Source organism: Fulvimarina pelagi HTCC2506 (assembly GCF_000153705.1).
Lineage (GTDB): Bacteria > Pseudomonadota > Alphaproteobacteria > Rhizobiales > Rhizobiaceae > Fulvimarina > Fulvimarina pelagi.
Window position 1 is genome coordinate 3,557,043 of sequence record NZ_DS022272.1, and the last position, 18,092, is coordinate 3,575,134.

General features: G+C 62.1%; 20 protein-coding genes. 15 read left to right on the forward strand and 5 right to left on the reverse strand.

The window, feature by feature from the left end:
* Positions 1–18 precede the first annotated feature (18 nt).
* Positions 19–684, forward strand: coding sequence for a thiol:disulfide interchange protein TlpA (tlpA, locus tag FP2506_RS16490; RefSeq protein ID WP_007068732.1), 666 nt, complete (start codon positions 19–21; stop codon positions 682–684).
* A gap of 692 nt (positions 685–1,376) precedes the next feature.
* Here tlpA and FP2506_RS16495 read toward each other — a convergent pair.
* Entirely contained in the window at positions 1,377–1,745 is a 369-nt protein-coding gene (locus FP2506_RS16495) for a BLUF domain-containing protein (RefSeq protein ID WP_007068733.1), read from the reverse strand.
* A 239-nt stretch (positions 1,746–1,984) separates the two neighbouring features.
* Here FP2506_RS16495 and FP2506_RS16500 point away from each other — a divergent pair, with 239 nt between their 5' ends.
* Positions 1,985–4,156 carry a malate synthase G gene (locus FP2506_RS16500; RefSeq protein WP_007068734.1) on the forward strand — a complete coding sequence of 724 codons (2,172 nt, stop codon included), beginning with the start codon at positions 1,985–1,987 and terminating at the stop codon, positions 4,154–4,156.
* 210 nt (positions 4,157–4,366) lie between these two features.
* Here FP2506_RS16500 and FP2506_RS18190 read toward each other — a convergent pair whose 3' ends face one another.
* Positions 4,367–5,359, reverse strand: a complete 993-nt coding sequence (locus FP2506_RS18190) for a M23 family metallopeptidase (protein ID WP_148227609.1) — start codon at positions 5,357–5,359, stop codon at positions 4,367–4,369.
* 174 nt (positions 5,360–5,533) lie between these two features.
* Between FP2506_RS18190 and leuB the strand changes: the two genes are divergently transcribed.
* Positions 5,534–6,646, forward strand: a complete 1,113-nt coding sequence (gene leuB, locus FP2506_RS16510) for a 3-isopropylmalate dehydrogenase (protein WP_007068736.1) — start codon at positions 5,534–5,536, stop codon at positions 6,644–6,646.
* A 13-nt stretch (positions 6,647–6,659) separates the two neighbouring features.
* Here the strand turns inward: leuB and FP2506_RS16515 are convergent, their stop codons facing one another.
* Genes FP2506_RS16515 through FP2506_RS16525 form a run of 3 tightly spaced genes read right to left on the reverse strand, consistent with a single transcriptional unit; the run spans position 6,660 to position 9,514 of the window.
* The gene (locus FP2506_RS16515) at positions 6,660–8,000 is read right to left on the reverse strand and encodes a FliI/YscN family ATPase (protein ID WP_007068737.1); all 1,341 of its coding nucleotides are present in this window, start codon (positions 7,998–8,000) and stop codon (positions 6,660–6,662) included.
* Positions 8,000–8,722, reverse strand: a complete 723-nt coding sequence (flgF, locus tag FP2506_RS16520) for a flagellar basal-body rod protein FlgF (protein WP_007068738.1) — start codon at positions 8,720–8,722, stop codon at positions 8,000–8,002. The genes FP2506_RS16515 and flgF overlap by 1 nt, the downstream gene beginning before the upstream one ends.
* Positions 8,723–8,731: 9 nt before the next feature.
* Positions 8,732–9,514: a DUF1217 domain-containing protein gene (locus FP2506_RS16525; protein WP_007068739.1), complete on the reverse strand. Its 783-nt coding sequence runs from the start codon at positions 9,512–9,514 to the stop codon at positions 8,732–8,734.
* 198 nt (positions 9,515–9,712) lie between these two features.
* Between FP2506_RS16525 and motA the strand changes: the two genes are divergently transcribed.
* The 12 genes from motA to flgG all read left to right on the forward strand — a co-directional run bounded on the left by motA (position 9,713) and on the right by flgG (position 18,091).
* A complete protein-coding gene (motA, locus tag FP2506_RS16530) occupies positions 9,713–10,576 on the forward strand; it encodes a flagellar motor stator protein MotA (RefSeq protein WP_007068740.1) in 864 nt (287 codons plus the stop codon).
* Between the two features lie 52 nt (positions 10,577–10,628).
* The gene (locus FP2506_RS16535) at positions 10,629–11,594 is read left to right on the forward strand and encodes a FliM/FliN family flagellar motor switch protein (protein ID WP_007068741.1); all 966 of its coding nucleotides are present in this window, start codon (positions 10,629–10,631) and stop codon (positions 11,592–11,594) included.
* A complete protein-coding gene (locus FP2506_RS16540; RefSeq protein WP_007068742.1) occupies positions 11,575–11,910 on the forward strand; it encodes a hypothetical protein in 336 nt (111 codons plus the stop codon). The genes FP2506_RS16535 and FP2506_RS16540 overlap by 20 nt, the downstream gene beginning before the upstream one ends.
* Positions 11,911–12,078: 168 nt before the next feature.
* Positions 12,079–12,417 (forward strand): flagellar motor switch protein FliN, encoded by a 339-nt coding sequence (gene fliN, locus FP2506_RS16545; RefSeq protein WP_050765174.1) that lies wholly within the window; start codon positions 12,079–12,081, stop codon positions 12,415–12,417.
* A gap of 7 nt (positions 12,418–12,424) precedes the next feature.
* Positions 12,425–13,471: a FliG C-terminal domain-containing protein gene (locus FP2506_RS16550; RefSeq protein WP_007068744.1), complete on the forward strand. Its 1,047-nt coding sequence runs from the start codon at positions 12,425–12,427 to the stop codon at positions 13,469–13,471.
* A 79-nt stretch (positions 13,472–13,550) separates the two neighbouring features.
* Positions 13,551–14,639, forward strand: coding sequence for a flagellar biosynthesis protein FlhB (flhB, locus tag FP2506_RS16555; RefSeq protein WP_007068745.1), 1,089 nt, complete (start codon positions 13,551–13,553; stop codon positions 14,637–14,639).
* A gap of 149 nt (positions 14,640–14,788) precedes the next feature.
* A complete protein-coding gene (locus FP2506_RS16560) occupies positions 14,789–15,226 on the forward strand; it encodes a hypothetical protein (RefSeq protein WP_040490176.1) in 438 nt (145 codons plus the stop codon).
* Between the two features lie 111 nt (positions 15,227–15,337).
* Complete coding sequence (locus FP2506_RS16565) at positions 15,338–15,943, forward strand: glutathione S-transferase N-terminal domain-containing protein (RefSeq protein ID WP_007068747.1); 606 nt, start codon at positions 15,338–15,340, stop codon at positions 15,941–15,943.
* A 105-nt stretch (positions 15,944–16,048) separates the two neighbouring features.
* Positions 16,049–16,432, forward strand: a complete 384-nt coding sequence (gene flgB, locus FP2506_RS16570; RefSeq protein WP_341871892.1) for a flagellar basal body rod protein FlgB — start codon at positions 16,049–16,051, stop codon at positions 16,430–16,432.
* Positions 16,433–16,437: 5 nt separating this feature from the next.
* Entirely contained in the window at positions 16,438–16,854 is a 417-nt protein-coding gene (gene flgC / locus FP2506_RS16575; protein ID WP_007068749.1) for a flagellar basal body rod protein FlgC, read from the forward strand.
* A 5-nt stretch (positions 16,855–16,859) separates the two neighbouring features.
* Positions 16,860–17,186 (forward strand): flagellar hook-basal body complex protein FliE, encoded by a 327-nt coding sequence (fliE, locus tag FP2506_RS16580; RefSeq protein WP_007068750.1) that lies wholly within the window; start codon positions 16,860–16,862, stop codon positions 17,184–17,186.
* A gap of 122 nt (positions 17,187–17,308) precedes the next feature.
* A complete protein-coding gene (gene flgG / locus FP2506_RS16585; RefSeq protein WP_007068751.1) occupies positions 17,309–18,091 on the forward strand; it encodes a flagellar basal-body rod protein FlgG in 783 nt (260 codons plus the stop codon).
* The last annotated feature ends 1 nt before the right edge of the window (position 18,092 follow it).

The window sequence follows — 18,092 nt, forward strand, 5'->3', positions numbered from 1 at the left end:
GGGAGTTCGAGAAAAACAATGGCGGAAAAGCAACCGGGCTTGGGCAAGTCGGTCGGTCTCGCGATCGGAGGCGCCCTTGCGGCAGGCCTGATCGCGGGTCTCGGCGTCCTATACGTGACGGGCGGATACGAAAGCAATGTAGAGGTCGCATCCGGCTGTCAGGCGAACGAAAGCCTCGCGAGCGCCATAGACGAGGCCGCGCAAGGAGAGGTCGCCGCCGTTCAGCCGGTCGATACGCCGTTCGACGTCAAGGCCATCGCATTCAAGGATGCGGACGGCGCCGAGCGCAGCCTCGCCGACTTTTCGGGCCAGACGCTCCTCGTCAATCTCTGGGCGACATGGTGCGCACCCTGCCGGGCCGAAATGCCGGCGCTCGACGAGTTGCAGCGCGAACGCGGCGGCGAGGACTTCGCGGTCATCCCGATCAATGTCGACACCGGCGACGAGGCCAAGCCGAAGGGTTTCTACGAGGAGACAGGTCTCATTGACCTTCCCTACTACCGCGATGAGACCATGGGCGTCTTCCAGAACCTGAAGAGCCAGGGAACGGCCTTTGGCCTGCCGGTCACGCTTCTCGTCGACGAAGAAGGCTGCGCCCGCGCAGCCGTGAACGGCCCGGCGGAATGGGCGAGCCCCGATGCGCTCCGCCTGATCGATGCCGTTCGAGAGCCGGGCTCGGTTTGATCGACAGCAGGCGCAGTGCCAGACAGTTTTGAGTACCGGATGCAAGGCGCCAATCGGATGAGCCGATCGTGGCCGTGTGGCTCGTTTAAAGCAAAGAGAAGCGTCCGAGTGGTTGACGCACCGAAGTCAGACTGACACACGAGGGCAAATCCATACAGCGGGGAAATGGAAGCCTGTAATTATCGGGCACGCAAAGGGAAAATCGGGGACGTGTCCTCGTTCCGCTCCGACCGAATGATCCGACGTAAGGAGTCGCGGCGGGCGTCGAATGGAATTTTTCGATGGCGGGGATTGAATGAAGTTTTCAATTTTCCGTGGCTGAAATAACAAGAGAGCCGCACGGCCTGGAGGGGGATACGCCGTTGCGACTCTCTTGCATTTTCCAACGAGCGCTGGTCCTGGAGAGGGGGAAGAGGACCGGTGCGCTCTCAAGTATCGGCGGAAAAGCGGGGGACATGCTTTAAGGCCGAACCGACGTTTCAGCGTCGTTGTGATAAAGATGCTACGGCGGGAGCTTAAAATCAAGCGCGGATTAGGCGACGGTGCGTCACATCCGCGTGAAAATGAATAAACGCAACAGAGCACGAAAGTGCTCCATGCATAGCCCCTTGAACATACGGGGAAATCTGCTGCTGCGTCGCGATAACGATTCCGATCGCTATCTCGGCGTTAGAATCGGATTGTGGCCAAATTCAATCAAGAATGAGCGGATCCGCGCAGTTGTCCCCATCACCATAGCGCTCGATGATCGCGGATGACAGAAGATAGACTTCCGAGGGCGTCATATTGGCCATGCCGAATCCGTCGAACTGACTGTCGTCGACGTCGACGCGGCTCATCAGGACAACGCCCGAATGTCGCCCATCGCGGCGGATCGTCTTGAAGAGCTTATCGACCGTCTCCGCTTCCCCTTCGAGAATCTGCGTGATGATACGGCCATCATACGCGATCACGCCACGGATCCCACGCTTCTCGTTGCGCTTGCGCGCGTCTGCGACGAGCTCGCGAAAGGCCTTCGGATTCAGGTCGTTGGCGATACTGCTATAGGTGATATGCCGCATGAAGGATCGGTCGTTCGGTCTTATCAATTGTGGGAAATGTCTATCCGGGTCCGGCGCTGCCGACACTCCCTAGTTTATAGACGATCGGTGCGTGAGGTCAAAACCGCATGCTTGCAGTTCGTCCCTCTCGCCATGTGTCCGGCTTTGGCCTAGCCTTTTGATCGTGCATCCGCGATTGACAGAGCCGGCGCGCTGGCCGATTTCCCGATGCGCATGAGTTGACGACAAGGGCACCAGATATGACGGAAATGACGACGGTGAACGACCTCAAGGTCGCCACAAACCTGAAGACATTCATTGACGAAGAGGCACTCGCCGACACGGGCATCGCGCCCGATCAATTCTGGAAGTCCTTCTCATCGCTGCTCAACGATCTCGCGCCCAAGAATCGCGAATTGCTCGAAGTCCGCGAGGACATGCAGGCGAAGATCGACGAATGGCACCGCAGTCAGCGTGGCAAGCCGATCGACGCCGACACCTATCAGACCTTCTTGCGCGAGATCGGCTACATCGTCGCAGAGGGCGGCGATTTCGAGATCCAGACCGCGAATGTCGATCCCGAGATCGCCACAGTGCCCGGGCCGCAGCTCGTCGTCCCGATAATGAACGCCCGCTATGTGCTCAATGCGGCCAATGCGCGCTGGGGATCGCTCTATGACGCGCTCTACGGCACCGATGCGATGGGGGACGAGCCGGAGGGCAAGGGCTATGACCGCGCTCGCGGCGCCCGCGTCGTCACCTGGGCGAAGAGCTTTCTCGACGGCGTAGCGCCGCTCGACCGCATCTCCCACATCGATGTCGAGCAATATATCGTTTCCGACGGCACGCTGATCGCCAAGTTCGGCGGTGGCAAGACCTCGCGGTTGAAGAACCCGCTCGCCTTCGTGGGATATTCGGGCGATTCGGAAAAGCCGTCCGCCATCCTTTTGCGGCACAACGGGCTGCATGTGGAGATCAAGGTCGATGCCGAGCACACGATCGGCAAGAACGACCGTGGCAACGTTGCCGACGTTCTCCTCGAATCGGCCGTCACAGCGATCTGCGACTGCGAGGACTCTGTTGCCGCAGTCGATGCCGAAGATAAGACTTTGGTCTATCGCAACTGGCTCGGCCTGATGAAGGGCGATCTCACGGAGAGCTTCGACAAGGGCGGCAAGTCCGTCACCCGCGCGCTCAATCCGGACCGCCAGTACACCGCACCGGATGGGTCGACTGTCACAGTCCCCGGCCGGGCGCTGCTCTTGGTGCGCAATGTCGGTCACCTGATGACCAATCCGGCGATCCAGCTGAAGGACGGCTCGGAAGCGCCGGAAGGCCTGATGGACGCGATGATCACCACGATGATCGCCATCCACGATCTGAAGAAGATGGGCGGGGTGCGCAATTCGCGTTCGCGCTCGATCTATATCGTCAAGCCGAAGATGCACGGGCCCGACGAGGTCGCTTTTACCGACGAAATCTTCACCCGCGTTGAGCAGGCGCTCGGCCTTGATTCAAACACGGTGAAGATCGGGATCATGGACGAGGAGCGGCGCACGACGGTCAATCTCAAGGAATGCATTCGCGCCGCACGGCATCGGGTCTTTTTCATCAATACCGGCTTCCTCGATCGCACCGGCGACGAGATCCACACTTCGATGGAAGCGGGTCCCATGGTCCGCAAGACCGTGATGAAGGACCGCACCTGGATCAAGGCCTACGAAGACTGGAACGTCGATGTCGGTCTGGCATGCGGCTTCCGCGGCAAGGCGCAGATCGGCAAGGGGATGTGGGCTGCCCCCGCCAAGATGAACGACATGCTGAACCAGAAGGTTGGCCATCCTCAGGCCGGAGCGAACTGCGCCTGGGTGCCGTCGCCGACGGCAGCGACGCTCCATGCGACACACTACCACCGGGTGGATGTTCTCGCCTGGCAGGAGGCGATCGCAGCCAAGGGCCGTCGCGCGATCCTCTACGATCTGTTGACAATCCCGCTTGCCAACCGCGCCAACTGGCCGGACCAGCAGATCAAGGACGAGGTCCGCAACAACGCGCAGGGCATTCTCGGCTATGTCGTGCGCTGGATCGATCAGGGCGTCGGCTGCTCCACCGTACCAGACATCAACGATATCGGCCTGATGGAGGACCGCGCGACCTGCCGGATATCGTCCCAGCACATCGCCAACTGGCTGCATAACGGAGTCGTTTCGGAAGACGAGGTGATGGCCGCGATGAAGGAGATGGCGAAGAAAGTTGACGAGCAGAATGCTGGCGATCCGAACTACGAGAAGATGGACGGCCGCTTCGAGGACTCGATCGCCTTCAAGGCAGCCTGTGATCTCGTCTTCAAGGGCCGGGTCCAGCCTTCGGGCTACACCGAGCCGGTCCTGCATGCCCGTCGACTCGAGAAGAAGGCGCAAAAGGCAGCCTGAACAGGGCATATGTGCATTTGAAGCGCGGCGCTGGGCCCGACGGGACCAGCGCCGCAACGACTCGTAACGCCGGTAAGTCGGTCGAGGTGCCTCGGCGACCTCCAACCGATACGTGCGGGCAGATCGCCCTTCGGATCGTAGCAGCGAAAGGTCGTGGTAGCGCGAGCGTCTACTTCATGGCGGATATGCACATGATCCGAAGGTCTCGAACTAACGAACGGCGACCATTCTGGATTTCGTCTCGACAACCTCGCCGTCCCGCTTAAGCCCAACCTCGAGCGTCCAGTCTCCCGGTTCCGGCGAACGCCCTCGGCCAACGAACTGCATATAGGCCGCCTTGCGGTGCCCGAGCGGCTTCGTTTCGGTCTCGATGTAGGTCGATCCATCCGGCGCGGTGATCTTGAACTGCAGGCGGTCACCCTTGCGAAGGTTGAGGAACCAGCCCCAGCCGATGGTCGCCCGGTCGCGGGCCGTCAGATTGGGCGGAGGTCCGTCGGTCATCAGGCTTTTGTAGTCCGGCGGTCGGCCGGCCATCCCGAAAGCCATCACGTGGACGTCCGCCTGCTGGAAAAAGTCCTGCGCAGAGGCGGACCAGAGTGAGTCCCGAACGACCCCATTGCAGCCGGTACCGACGGGTTTCCCGCTGAACGGATCGATATCCTGGTCACCGCGCCGGATCGTGAGATGCAGATGGGGGAAGGCGGCCATACCCGATGCGCCGACCGCGCCGATCACCGCTCCCCGCGCCGCCTTGTCTCCGCGGGCGACCCGCACCGAGCCTTTGCGTAGATGGCAATATTGAGATTTCAGGCCGTCGCGATGATCGACGATGGCGCCATTGCCGCATTCCTTGCCCTTGTGAAGCGGCCATTCGGACTCGTCGCGCACCGGCGCGTCGGGCTCACGATCTCGCGTCGCCACGACCGTCCCTTCTGCGACCGCGAGCACCGGAACGAAGGCTTCGACGTCGAGCATGGAAGACACCCGTACATCTGTGCCGCCGTGCCCGTCATAGGCTACGTCGCCGCAGAACGGATCTGCGATACCCTGTCCGCCATCCATGTCGGCATATTGCTGAAGGAAGCAGGTTTCGCCCGGAATGCAGTCCAGCGGAACGCCGAGGCCTTTCTCTTCTGCGGCACCCGGGCTCGCCGCCTCGACGAGCGCGAGGATACCAGCGACCATTGCCTTGCGGCGAAGCAAATTCTAATCCTCCCGGCTGAACGACACGAACGGTCGCGCTTCAGGTCGACAGGGTTTCGGCTGCAAAGGAAGTCCTTTGCATGCCGGGTCCTCTACGCGTCGAAGTGAAGCATTTCGGACATCGAGATTCCAGCCCGGCGAACGACCGGGGCGGAACGAAAACGGGTAAATTCAATGGCCTCTCGCAAGCTTCTTCTACTACCGGGAGACGGTATCGGCCCAGAAATCGCAACGGAAGCGCAAAAGCTCATCACGGTTCTGAATGAGGCTACGGAGGGGGGTTTCGAGATCGAGAGCGGCCTTGTGGGCGGCGCAGCTTACGATGACTGCGGCGAGGCGATCAGCGATACCACCATGGAACTCGCGCAGGCATCTGACGCGGTCCTGTTCGGTTCGGTCGGCGGACCCCGTTGGGACGGTGTGCCATACGAAAAGCGCCCGGAGGCCGGGCTCCTGCGCCTGCGCAAGGAGATGGGCCTCTTCGCCAATCTGAGGCCGGCGATCTGCTATCCGGCCCTCGCCGACGCTTCGTCGCTCAAGCGGCACATCATCGAAGGGCTCGACATTCTGATCCTGCGCGAGCTCACCGGCGGCGTCTACTTCGGCGAACCGAAGGAAATCGTCGATCTTGGCAACGGCCAGAAACGCGCAGTCGATACGCAGGTCTACGAGACCTACGAGATCGAGCGAATCGCGCGGGCTGCGTTCGAGCTGGCACGCACCCGCCGCGGCAAGGTCACCTCGATGGAAAAGCGCAACGTCATGAAGACCGGCGTCTTCTGGAACGAGGTGGTCAGCCGCGTTCACCGTGAGGAGTTTTCCGATCTTACCCTAGAGCACGAACTCGCCGATGCCGGCGGCATGAAGCTGGTGCGCGAGCCCAAGCAGTTCGACGTGATCGTTACCGACAACCTCTTCGGCGATATGCTGTCCGATATCGCGGCCATGCTGACGGGGTCGCTTGGCATGCTGCCGTCCGCCTCCCTCGGCAAACCCGATGATGCGAGCGGCCGGCGGAAGGCGCTCTACGAACCGGTGCACGGCTCGGCGCCTGACATCGCAGGGCAGGGCATCGCCAATCCGATCGCCATGATCGCCTCGCTCGCGATGTGCCTGCGCTATTCCTTCGCGATGACCAGAGAGGCGGAGGCGCTGGAAGCAGCGATTGCCGACACGCTCAATGACGGCATCCGCACAGGCGACATCATGGCCGAAGGCTGCCGAAAGGTCGGCACGAGCGAGATGGGCGACGCCGTCGCCGAGCGTTTCCGAACCGGTTTGGCCTGAAGCACGACGGATCCTATTTCTTGGCAGGCTCCGGTTTCGGCGTCATCGCCTGCTTTAAGGCGGCGCTGAGGGCGTCAAAGGGCTTCTCATGCCATCCTTCGCCGGGCCGCTGGGTCAGGAAGTCGTAGATGTGCGGCACGAGATCCACGGCCTGATCCAGTGTCTGGTCCGAGCCGCGTTGATAACCACCGAGGAGGCGCAGGTCGCGGGTGTCTTCGAAACGCGAGGTCATGGCGCGCAGGCGCGTCACGAGCTCGCGCTCGCTGCCGTGCCAGGCCTTTTCGGCAAGGCGCGAGATCGACTTCAGATAGTCGACCGCAGGGAAGCGGCCCTGTTCGGCGATCTCGCGGTCGAGCACGATATGCCCGTCGAGCGTGCCCCGGATGGCATCGGCGATAGGATCGTTGTGGTCGTCGCCGTCGACGAGGACCGCGTAAATGCCGGTAATCGTGCCGGACCCTTCGATGCCTGTGCCGGCGCGCTCCAGAAGCTGTGGCAGTTCGGAGAAGATGCTCGGCGGATAGCCGCGCGAGACTGGTGGCTCGCCGGCCGAAAGCGCGACGTCGCGGGCGGCATGGGCATAACGCGTCACCGAATCGACGATGAGGAGGACGTCGTCGCCCCGGTCGCGGAAATGTTCGGCGACGGCCGTCGCCGTGCGCGGCGCGAGCCGGCGCATCATCGGGCTTTCGTCGCCGGTCGCGACGATGGTGACCACCTTGTCGAGCTGGCCGGCCATGACTTCTTCGAGGAATTCGCGAACCTCGCGGCCGCGCTCGCCGACGAGGGCGACGATGACCGTGTCGAAGCCTTTGGACTGGGAGAGCATGCCCATCAGCGTCGACTTGCCGACGCCGGACCCCGCGAAGACGCCGATGCGCTGGCCCTTGACCAGCGGCGTGAAGATATCGACGACAGAGACGCCGGTCGGAACGCCCTCGGACAGCCTCGCACGCTTCAGCGCCGAAAGCGGCTGGGCATCGACTGGGCGGATTGCTTCGCCCTGGCGCACCGGTCCTTTGTCGTCCTGTGGCCGGCAGAAGGCGTCGAGCACCCGCCCGCGCCAGCTGGCGTCCGGCGTGATGGAGAACGGACCGACCTTGATGGCGGGCGACCCGACACCGCGGTTGAAGCGCGTGGTATAGGGTTTGACAGTCAGACTGTCGGCGTCGATGCGCACGACTTCACCGAGCTCGTCGCGGTCCTCGCCCGGACAGGAAATGCAGTCACCGAGCCGCACGAAGGGGGACAGGCCCGCGACGCGGAAGGATTGCGGCCCGACATCGACGATCCGTCCGGAAATGTCGAGGCGCGGCGCCGAGAGCGTGGAGAGGGCGTCGGTCTGCTGGTGCATCAGCTCGATCCCAGCGCCTTGATGGCTTCGGAAAGCGACCGGTCATTGGTCTGGACGACGTTGGCGGCGCTCTCGAAGGCGCGCTGCAGCGCGATGAGCCGGGTCATTTCCTGGACAGGATTGACGTTGGCCTCTTCGACATAGCCCTGCACCACGTTGTCGGTGAGGAATTCGACCACCGGCGTCGCCGGAACGTCGCTGACGACGCCCGACGTATCGGCCCGCGTGACGTTTGCCCCTTGCGGAATGCGGAAGAGGCCGACGGCCGCGACCTCCTGGCCGTTCTGGTGGATCATGCCGTTCCCGCCGATGGTCAGCGGCCCACCCGCCGGATCGACCTGCAGCGCCTGGCCGCCGGCATCGAGGAGCGGGCGTCCTGTCAGCGTCTGAACCATGCCTTCGGGCGAGACCTGCATACGCCCATCGCGAGTGTAGACGATGCCGTTGTCTCCCTGGATGGCGAAGAAGGCTTCGCCACGCACGGCGAGATCAAGCGGGTTGCCGGTCTGTGTGAGGGCGCCGCTCTTGTTGGACAGATAGGTTTCGCCCTTCGACACGAAGGCCACCGGATCGGGTGCGGTATGCGAAAGCAGCTCCTCGAAGCGCACCTCCTCGGCGCGAAATCCCACCGTCCGCGCGTTCGCGATGTTGTGCGCCAGCGTTTCGAGACGCTTTTCCATGGCGATCTGGCCGGACAGGGCGACGGGAAGGGAGGTTTCCATGCGGTCTCTTTAAAATGCGGTGTTTCGATAGGTCTGAAGCGTCAGGAGAAGGTCGCCGCTGACACCACTTCCGTTTCCGAACAACTGCAGCAGCGGGCTCGTCGGCGCGGCCTGCACATTGTTGACGTCCCAGAGCGTGGTGAAGCGCTGGAGCAGTTCGCTCACCTTCTGCGGGTCCTTGAGATCTTCGATATTCGGGAGCGCCTTGCGGAAGAGGTCGGCCTGCTTGTCGATATCGAGCGTACCGGTCTCGGCGGGTATGGAGAAGGCCGTCTGCATCACCTTCAGGATCGCCGGATCGGCGAGGAGCCCGTAATAGCTGGTAACGGTCGAGGCCTTGCGCTCGAAATAGAGCGCCAGGCGTGCCCCTTCGCTCTCGGTTCCCGTGTTCTCTTCCAGAGTTTGCCGGACATATTTGTCGACGATCCCCTGCTGGGTGCGTTCGAAGGCGAGAGCGGCCTCGCCGTATCGGTTGAAGTTGAAGGTTTCGGCGAAGTCCTTGTAGCGACTGTCGGTCAGTTTGTTGGCGAAGGCTTCCCTGTCGTCGATGCCCTCTTCCATCACCTTGCGCATGAAGGCCTTCGCGTAGGTCATGTCCTCGAGCCCCATCGCCTTCATCGCGTAGCGATAGACCCGGTCGTTGGCGAGGAACTCGTCGATCGAGGAAATCTTGCCGATCTCCTCCAGATAGCGCTGACTGGCCCGCTCGACGGTCGGGTCCTGCGCGGTCCGCTCCAGCGAGGCGGGAAGATCGCGGCTGATCAGGCGATAGCTGAGGGATGCATCCAGCATGTTCGTCGGGTCCAATGAGGCTGGCCGGAGCGGCCTTTCAACCCCCACAATGCGCTGGAAACCCTTGCCTCAGCCTTTCAGGTACCGTCACATTTCTCCTTAATCGCGGATGCCGGCGGATCCGGCTCTGCCTTCAAGCTCCACACAAGCGCTTACGCCTACCGCTTTTCCCGTCGACATGATGGGGACTGAGACGCAATGGGTATTCTGCTTGGTATGGTCGTCGTGCTTGGCTGCCTCTTGGGCGGCTTTGTCGCGATGGGCGGCCATCTCGGGGTCCTCGTCCAGCCCTTCGAATACGTCATCATCTGCGGGTCGTCCTTCGGGACGTTCCTTGTCGCCAACCCGCCCAAGGTCATCAAGGACTGCGGCAAGGCGATCGGCGAAGCGTTCAAGAACGCGGTGCCCAAGCAGAAGGATTACCTGGAGATCCTCGGCCTCCTGCACGCAATGATGCGCGAGATGCGCTCGAAGTCCCGCTCCGAGGTCGAGGCGCATGTCGATGCGCCCGAGGAATCGACGATCTTCCAGGCCTATCCGACGATCCTCAAGGACAAGCAGAAGGTGAACTTCATCTGCGACTACGTCCGGCTCATCATCGTCGGGTCGGCACGCAGTCACGAGATCGAGGCGCTCATGGAAGAAGAGATCGAGACAATCACGCATGACGCGATGAAGCCCAAAGCCGCCCTGCAGGACGTTGCCGACGGATTGCCGGCACTCGGCATCGTCGCCGCCGTGCTCGGTGTCATCAAGGCGATGGGCGCGCTCGACCAGTCGCCGGAAATCCTCGGCGGCCTCATCGCCGCCGCCCTCGTCGGCACCTTCGCCGGCGTCTTCTTCTCCTATGGTGTCATGGGGCCGATCGCCTCCAAGGTGAAGAGCGTTCGCGAGAAGAAATGCCGGACCTATGTCGTCATCAAGTCGACCCTGATCGCCTACATGAACGGCGCCATGCCGCAGGTCGCCATCGAATACGGTCGCAAGACGATTTCCGCCTACGACCGCCCGACGATCGATCAGGTCGAGGCCGAGACGATCGGCGGCGGAGCGACCGCATGACCGCCGCCAGGACCCGCGCTTTCACAGGCATGAAGCCGAGGGAATTTGAGTGATGTCCGACGGACGCAACGGAACGGCTCCGAGCGATATCGGCAAACGCCTGAAGTCGGCCTCGGAGCTCGAACCCTCCAAACTTCATCGGCTGGCCGCGATAGTCGAGGAGACCGCTGAGGAACTGACGCTCGCGCTCAATCGCCTGTCGATCGACAAGGTCGCCGTGACCTTCCGCGACTTCGAGATGGGGCAGGGTGCAGACGGTATCGGCGACGCAGGTGACGACGTCCTCTTCGCCACTTTGACGTCCAAGCGTTTTGGCCGTCCGGCCTATCTCGCCGCGCCGGAAACTCTCGCTGATGTCTGCATCTCCGCCTATTTCGGCGCCAAGCCTGCCGAGAGGGCCGGTAAGCGCGCTCTGACGGATCTCGACCGCGCCCTCGTCAAAACGACCTTCAAGACTTTCGTCGAGACATTCGCATCCGCCTTCGCGCCGATCGACGAGGCCGGTCTTGCGGCCGGCGGCTTCGTCGAGTGCGAAGAGCTCGATGAATTGCTCGGTGGTCCGAATGCCGGCCGCTATGTCTCGATGACCTTCGGTCTGTCCAAGGCAGGCGACCGCTCGGCCACTGCCGAGGAGGAGCCGCTCTCGACGCTGACGCTCGCGCTCCCATCGTCGTACCTGTCTCTCCACCGCCGCGTCCTCTCAGAGCCGTTGCCGCTGCCGCAGCCCTCACCGGACGAGACCTGGTCCGAAGCGATGGTGCGGAATTTCGAGAAATCCGGGTTGCATCTCGAGGCTGTTCTTGCGCGCAAGCAGGTTCCGCTTGCCGAGGTCGCACACTTTCGCGTCGGCCAGACACTCGCCCTGGACGTCATGGTCAGCGAACTGATCACGCTCGAGTGCGAAGGTAAGCCCATCTTCAAGTCTCAGGTCGGCTTCTCGCGCGGCTCCTATGTCGCCCGGTTCGAGGAGGCGGTCGATCCGACCCAGGAATTCATCAATGGCATCCTATCTGATTGATCTCGTCCTGATGGTCGCGCTCGTCGTGACCGCGCTCAGAAGCGGGCGGATGTACAACGAATTGAAATCGCTGCGCGAGTCGGAGCGAGGGCTCGCCGCTGCGCTCGAACAGTCCGAGGCTTCTCTCAACAAAGCCGCCGAAGCCGTCATCGCACTCAAATACGAGGGCGTTTCGACCCTCAGAGCGCTCGAAGCCGAACGGCTGAAGGCGGCCGAAGCCGGTGTAAGGCTCGCCGATCTCGTTCAGCGCGCGGATTTTCACGCGGGCAAAGCAGTGTCGGCCGGAACCTCCACGGCATTCAGCCGGAAAAATTGACGTTCCGGCCCCCGCGGCAGTTTCGGATAAGTTCGCGTCATTACAGATCGGAGAACGCGCCGGAATGACGTCCGCGCAATGCCAGCCATGCCAGACGGAGAATGATACTCCATGATCGATCCGAACGACCCCCACGGCAGCGAAATCGAGCACAGCGGCCAGCCCTACATGGATGAAGAAGGCGGTGAGGAAGACGATCGCCGGCCGGACTTCCGCGGGGCGGACAAGATGGACCTCGATCTCGTCCTCGACGTTTCGGTCACCATGCAGGTGGTTCTCGGTTCGGCCCGGATGAGTGTTTCCGAACTCCTCAAGCTCAATCGGGGTTCGATCGTGAAGCTCGACACGAAGGTCGGCGATCCGATCGACGTCGTCGTCAACGGCCGGGTCATCGCCCGGGGCGAGATCGTCGTCCTCGATCAGGACGACCAGCAGTTCGGCGTGACGCTGACCGAAGTCGCGACTCCCGGATCCAAACTGACCGCGAAGAAGGCGAAGGCGGCCTGATCGCATCATGAACAGCCTGGCGAGTTATTCCGAAGAGCTGCATGCAGCTCCCCTGCGCGGAGGAGCACGGGCGGCCGTCCTGCTCCTGGCGCTGGGGCCGGAAGGCGCTTCGCGGCTCCTCAAGCATATGGCGCCGGACGAGATCGTTTCGCTCAAGGCAGCGGCGGCGAAGCTCGAGAACGTCTCGCCGGACCAGATCGACGAGGTCGTCGAAGACTTCGCCTCGACCTTCAAGCGCGGGCCGATCTTCCCCGGACCCGGCCAGCAGATGGCGGATCTCCTTCGCAACGCCCTCAGCGAAAACGAATACGAGGCGCTTTTCCCGGACGAGAAGAGCCGCGCGATCCAGACCATGCTCGCCCAGGACAAGCGCAACGTCTGGGAAGCGGTCGCCGACATCGAAGGCGAGGTCCTTGCGAAGAAACTGTCCGGAGAGCATCCGCATATCATCGCGATTCTTCTGTCCAAGGTGCCGAGCGATGCTGCCGTCCTGATCGTCCGCGCTTTCGAGCCCGACCTCAGGAACGACGTCCTGAAGCGCATGCTACAAATCAAGCCGCTTGCGGGCCCGATCCAGAGCCTCTTCGAGTCCCACGTGCGCCAGACTTATCTAGTCACAGGCGACGACCAGGCCGGTGAGGGGCGACACACGATCCTTGCCAATGTCGTGAACCGCCTTGCGAAGGACGAGAGCACCGAACTGATCGACTTCATCGAGGTCGACCAGCCGGAAGAGGCGATGGAGTTGCGCAAGCTCCTCTTCGCCTTCGAGGACATTCCCGGAATGCCGCAGAAAGCGCGGCTCACCCTTTTCGACGGCATCGGCGCCGAGACGATCATTCTCGCCCTTCAGGGCGCACCGGACGATATCCGCGAGTCGATACTCTCTGCTCAGGGAGCACGGGCGCGTCGTATGATCGAAGCGGAACTCTCACAGGAATCGAACGCCACCAAGGACGCTATCGAGGCGGCCCGACGCGACATAGCGGGCCGGGCGCTCGAACTGGCCGGTGAAGGCACGATCATCCTGCGTGAGAGCGAGGACGAGGATTAGGCGGACTGGGACGAGCGGTCAGAGCCGCTTAACCATGCCGTTTCATTTAAACGAAACGAAAATTGCGGACTAATCGGCTGTGGCGGAGAGCGAAGATCGTTCCCAAAAGACGGAACAGCCGACCGAAAAGAAGATTCGCGACACGATCGAGAAGGGCAACCTTCCCAATTCTCGCGAAGCTCCGGTCCTGGCGTCTTTTCTGGCGATATCGCTGTTCATCGCCCTGCAGGCTCGCGAGTCCGGTTACCGCCTTCTCACGACCCTGCAGACGACGTTCGACAATCCTCTCCAGTGGGAATTGGAGACAAGCCGGGACGCCCTGCATGTTCTCAGTGTGCTCAGCACGGAAGCGGCGATCTTTCTCGTACCGGTGGCGATCTTCCTGTGTATCGGCGGCATTCTCGCCTCCGTCCTGCAGAACCCACCCCAGGTCAATTTCGAACGGATCAAGCCGAAGGCATCGAACATCTCGCCGGCCTCCGGTCTCAAGCGCATTTTCGGCCCGCGCGGTCTGACGGAGTTCGCCAAGGCCGTGTTCAAGTTCCTCATGATAGGCGTCGTCGTCGGCACTCTCATCGTCTCCAATCTCGGAACGATGATCCAGACGATGCTGGCCGATCCGGTTCAGGTTCCCGAACTGGTGCTCGACCTTGCCATGAAGCTTCTGTCGGGCGTTTCGATCGCGACGATCGTCCTCGTCGCGGCCGATATCGCCATGACGCGCATTCATTGGCGCCGCGACATCATGATGTCGAAGCAGGAGATCAAGGACGAGCACAAGCAGACCGACGGCGATCCGATGGTCAAACAACGGCAGAAGCAGATTGCCCGCGAGCGCTCGAGGAAGCGCATGATCGCAGCGGTGCCCAACGCCACGCTGGTCATCGCCAACCCGACCCACTATGCCATCGCCTTGCGTTACAAGCGGGAGGAGGGCGGCGCGCCGATGGTGGTCGCGAAAGGCACCGATCTCGTCGCGCTGAAGATCCGCGAAGTCGCAGAAGAAAAAGAAATCCCGGTGATCGAGGACAAGCTCCTCGCAAGATCGATGTATGATCATGTTCACATCGATCAGATGATTCCACCTGAATTCTTCAAGGCGGTGGCGGAAATCATCTATTATCTTCACACCCGGGAGGGCTCGAAGGTCAGCGTCGCGACCGCGTGATGATGCGGCACCGGCCCCACCGACGCGCTTGACGGGCCGCCCGAGAGAGGCACCACGGATGCCGGCATTCACCTCCGATCGTCTAAGACGAGACCGGACGCCAGATCTCTGGCATGACGCCGTTCGCCCGACGGGAGCCATCCGCCACCATGCTTGACGTGAAAAAGCGGGCCTCTCTCACCCGCGAGAAGCTGCTCGCTGACGCAATCCGCGAATTCGTCGCCGAATTGCGTCTCGTCGACGTCGCCGACTACGTCGCCTATCTGCGCTTCGAGAAATACGCCAATATCGAGGACATCGTCTCGTCGAGCGCTGAACTCACACTCAAGCCTGGCGTCCTGCGCTTTGCCAATTCCGGCGACGTCGCCGTGTCCTGGGGTACCAAACCCATCGTCGCGCTTGCGCTGGAATTCCAGCACGATGGCGTAACCGCTCATTTCCGGCTGGAGCTCAGCGCCTCGACGGCTGCCGTCGACATCACTTATGTCGACCTCTCCGGCCCATCGGGCGGCGAAGCCTCCGATACGGAACGCTTTCAACGCGCGCTGAGCGACGCGCGTCTCATGAAAACGGGAGATGAGGCCTGATCATCAGGCTGATAGTCAGCCCTCGCTCCGAGCATGCGGCGCAAGCTTCCGCATTGCCTTCGACGTTGATGCCCTATCTGACCTCGCGCGCCCCAGCAAGGATCGGATGCCATGAAGCTCTTCAAGAATGCGACGTCGCCTTTCGCCCGCGTGGCTCACGCCATGCTGATGGAGGCGGGCGCGCATCCCGAGATCGACGTGGTGAACCAGTGGGAGAGCCCGGATCGACTCGTGGATCGTAATCCCGCCCAACGTATCCCGACACTCGAACTCGACGATGGGTCGATCCTCACAGAAGCGCTGATCATTGCGCGACATGCCGCCGACATCGCGCCGGACGGCTCGCATCTGAAAACCATGACGGTCACGGATTACGAAATCTCAGGGTTCGCCTTCGGCGTTTTCGACTCGGCGGTCTATACGCTGAACGGGCGCAAGATTGTGTCTGGCGAATTTGGCGATTCCGCCTTCGACGGCTCCGAGATGGGCCAGCGTCGTCGCCGTTCCATGGTGAACGGGTTGCAGAGACTTGAGGGTATGACGGACAAGCTTTCGACGAGCGATATCGGACTTGCCGAGATCAGCACCGTAACGGCCCTTCACTATGTAAAGCTGCGCTTCCCGGATGCCGACTGGATGCCCGCGACGCCGAACCTCGACGCCTTCGCCGAAAGAGTCAGCGAACGCCCATCGATCGGCAAGACGATGCCGAACTAACGGCCATCGATCCGTCCTGCTTTAACTCTTCCTTCACACCTTCAGCTTCGGACAAGCGCTTCGGCCTACACCCGGTACAACTTGAAATCCCGTTAATGGGAGGCCGTGTTGGATCAGGTCTATCTCTTTTCGCTGACATCGAAGCAGGCGGACTGGCTCTCTCATCGCCAGGCGCTGGTGGCTGAGAACGTCGCCAATGTGAACACGCCGGGCTACACCGCGAAGGACATCACCCCCTTCGAACAGGTGCTGGACAATACCGCGCTTGCCCAAACGGCATCCAATCCAAAGCATCTGGTCGGATTCGGTGGCGGAACGGCCGAGGCCGAAGCCACCGAGGCCGTGACCTGGGACGTCAAGCATTCCGGCAACTCCGTCGCCGTCGAGCAGGAAATGATGAAGGCCGGTGAGGTCAGTCGTGACTATTCGCTGAACACCTCGATCGTCAAAAGCTTCCACCGCATGTTCATGACGACGATCAGGGGGTAAGCGCCATGGCCGATCCGCTCGTCTCCTCGCTCAAGATCGCCGCTTCCGGCATGGAGGCCCAGTCGACGCGCCTGCGCGTCGTCTCCGAGAATGTCGCCAATGCCGAGACTACGGGCGATACGCCCGGCGCTGATCCTTACGTTCGTAAGACCGTCACCTTCGGCGCGACGCTCGACGAGGTCACCGGCGCCAACCTCGTGCGCGTCACCGACATTGGCACCGACAAGGCCGACTTTGAGTCCACCTACGATCCCGGCAATCCGGCGGCCGATGAGAACGGCTACGTCAAGCGCCCGAACGTCAACATGCTCACCGAGATGATGGACATGCGCGAGGCCAACCGATCCTACGAAGCCAACATACAGGTGATCAAGCAGGCGCGCGAGATCATCAACATGACCATAGACCTCCTGAGGAGCTGACCACCATGATCCCAGCGATCGGATCCTCCCTGTTCGATTCCACCGTCACACAGACCCAGGCGCCCTCAGCTTCCGAGGGCATGGCCCAGGTCTCGCGGACCCAGCCGACCCAGTTCAACGAGTTCTCCGAAGTCCTGTCGCGGGTCATGGTCGACGCCGCCGACACGGTTAAGACCGCCGAGGCAACCTCGATCCAGGGCGTCAACGGCAAGGCTTCCACCCAGGCCGTGGTCGAGGCCGTGATGAGCGCCGAGCGTACGCTCCAGACCGCCGTCGCCGTTCGGGACAAGGCGGTCGCCGCTTACATGGAACTGTCGCGCATGCAGATCTGAGGGGCGAGGAATCCCCCTTCGGTCAGCCCCACGTGATCCTCGCCTGAGAGAATTGCGGCCTGGCAGGAAGCACCACGACGAAGGACGCCCGGCGTCCGGTTCCCAACCCAAGGAGAGACGCCATGCGCGCACTTGCGATCGCGGCAACGGGCATGAACGCCCAGGAAACCAACGTCGAGGTCATCGCCAACAACATCGCCAACGTGAACACGACCGGCTTCAAGAGGGCACGGGCGGAATTCACCGACCTTCTCTACCAGGTGGAGCGCGCCAAGGGCGTCGCCGCGGCAGGCGCGGAAGGCGTTGTGCCCGAGGGAGCCCAGCTCGGCCTCGGCGTCCGGCTCGCGGCGATCCGCAACGTTCACCTTCAGGGCGCCCTGAAGGAAACCGGCAACAAGCTCGATCTCGCGCTCAACGGCGAGGGCTGGTTTCAAATCCAGGGTCCGGGCGGCGCGATCCGCTATACCCGCGACGGCGCCTTCAACACCAACGCCGAAGGCCAGATCGTGACCCTCGACGGCTATCTCGTCGATCCGGAACTGACTGTTCCTGCCAACACCTCCGAAATCGTCGTCAACGAGGCTGGGCAGGTCTATGCCCGGGTCGAGGGCGAATTGCAGGATGTCGGGCAGCTGACGCTCGCCACCTTCGCGAACAATGCCGGCCTCCACGCCGAGGGTGGAAACCTCTTTTCCGAGACCGTCGCCTCCGGTGCACCGGTCGTCGGTGTGCCCGGCGATCCCGGCTACGGCGTCGTGCATCAGGGCTATCTAGAAGACTCCAACGTCGACCCGGTGAAGGAGATCTCCGAACTGATCTCCGCCCAGCGCGCCTACGAGATGAACTCGAAGATCATCAGTGCCGCCGACGAAATGGCGAGCGTCGTCTCCAAGGGCATTCGCTGAT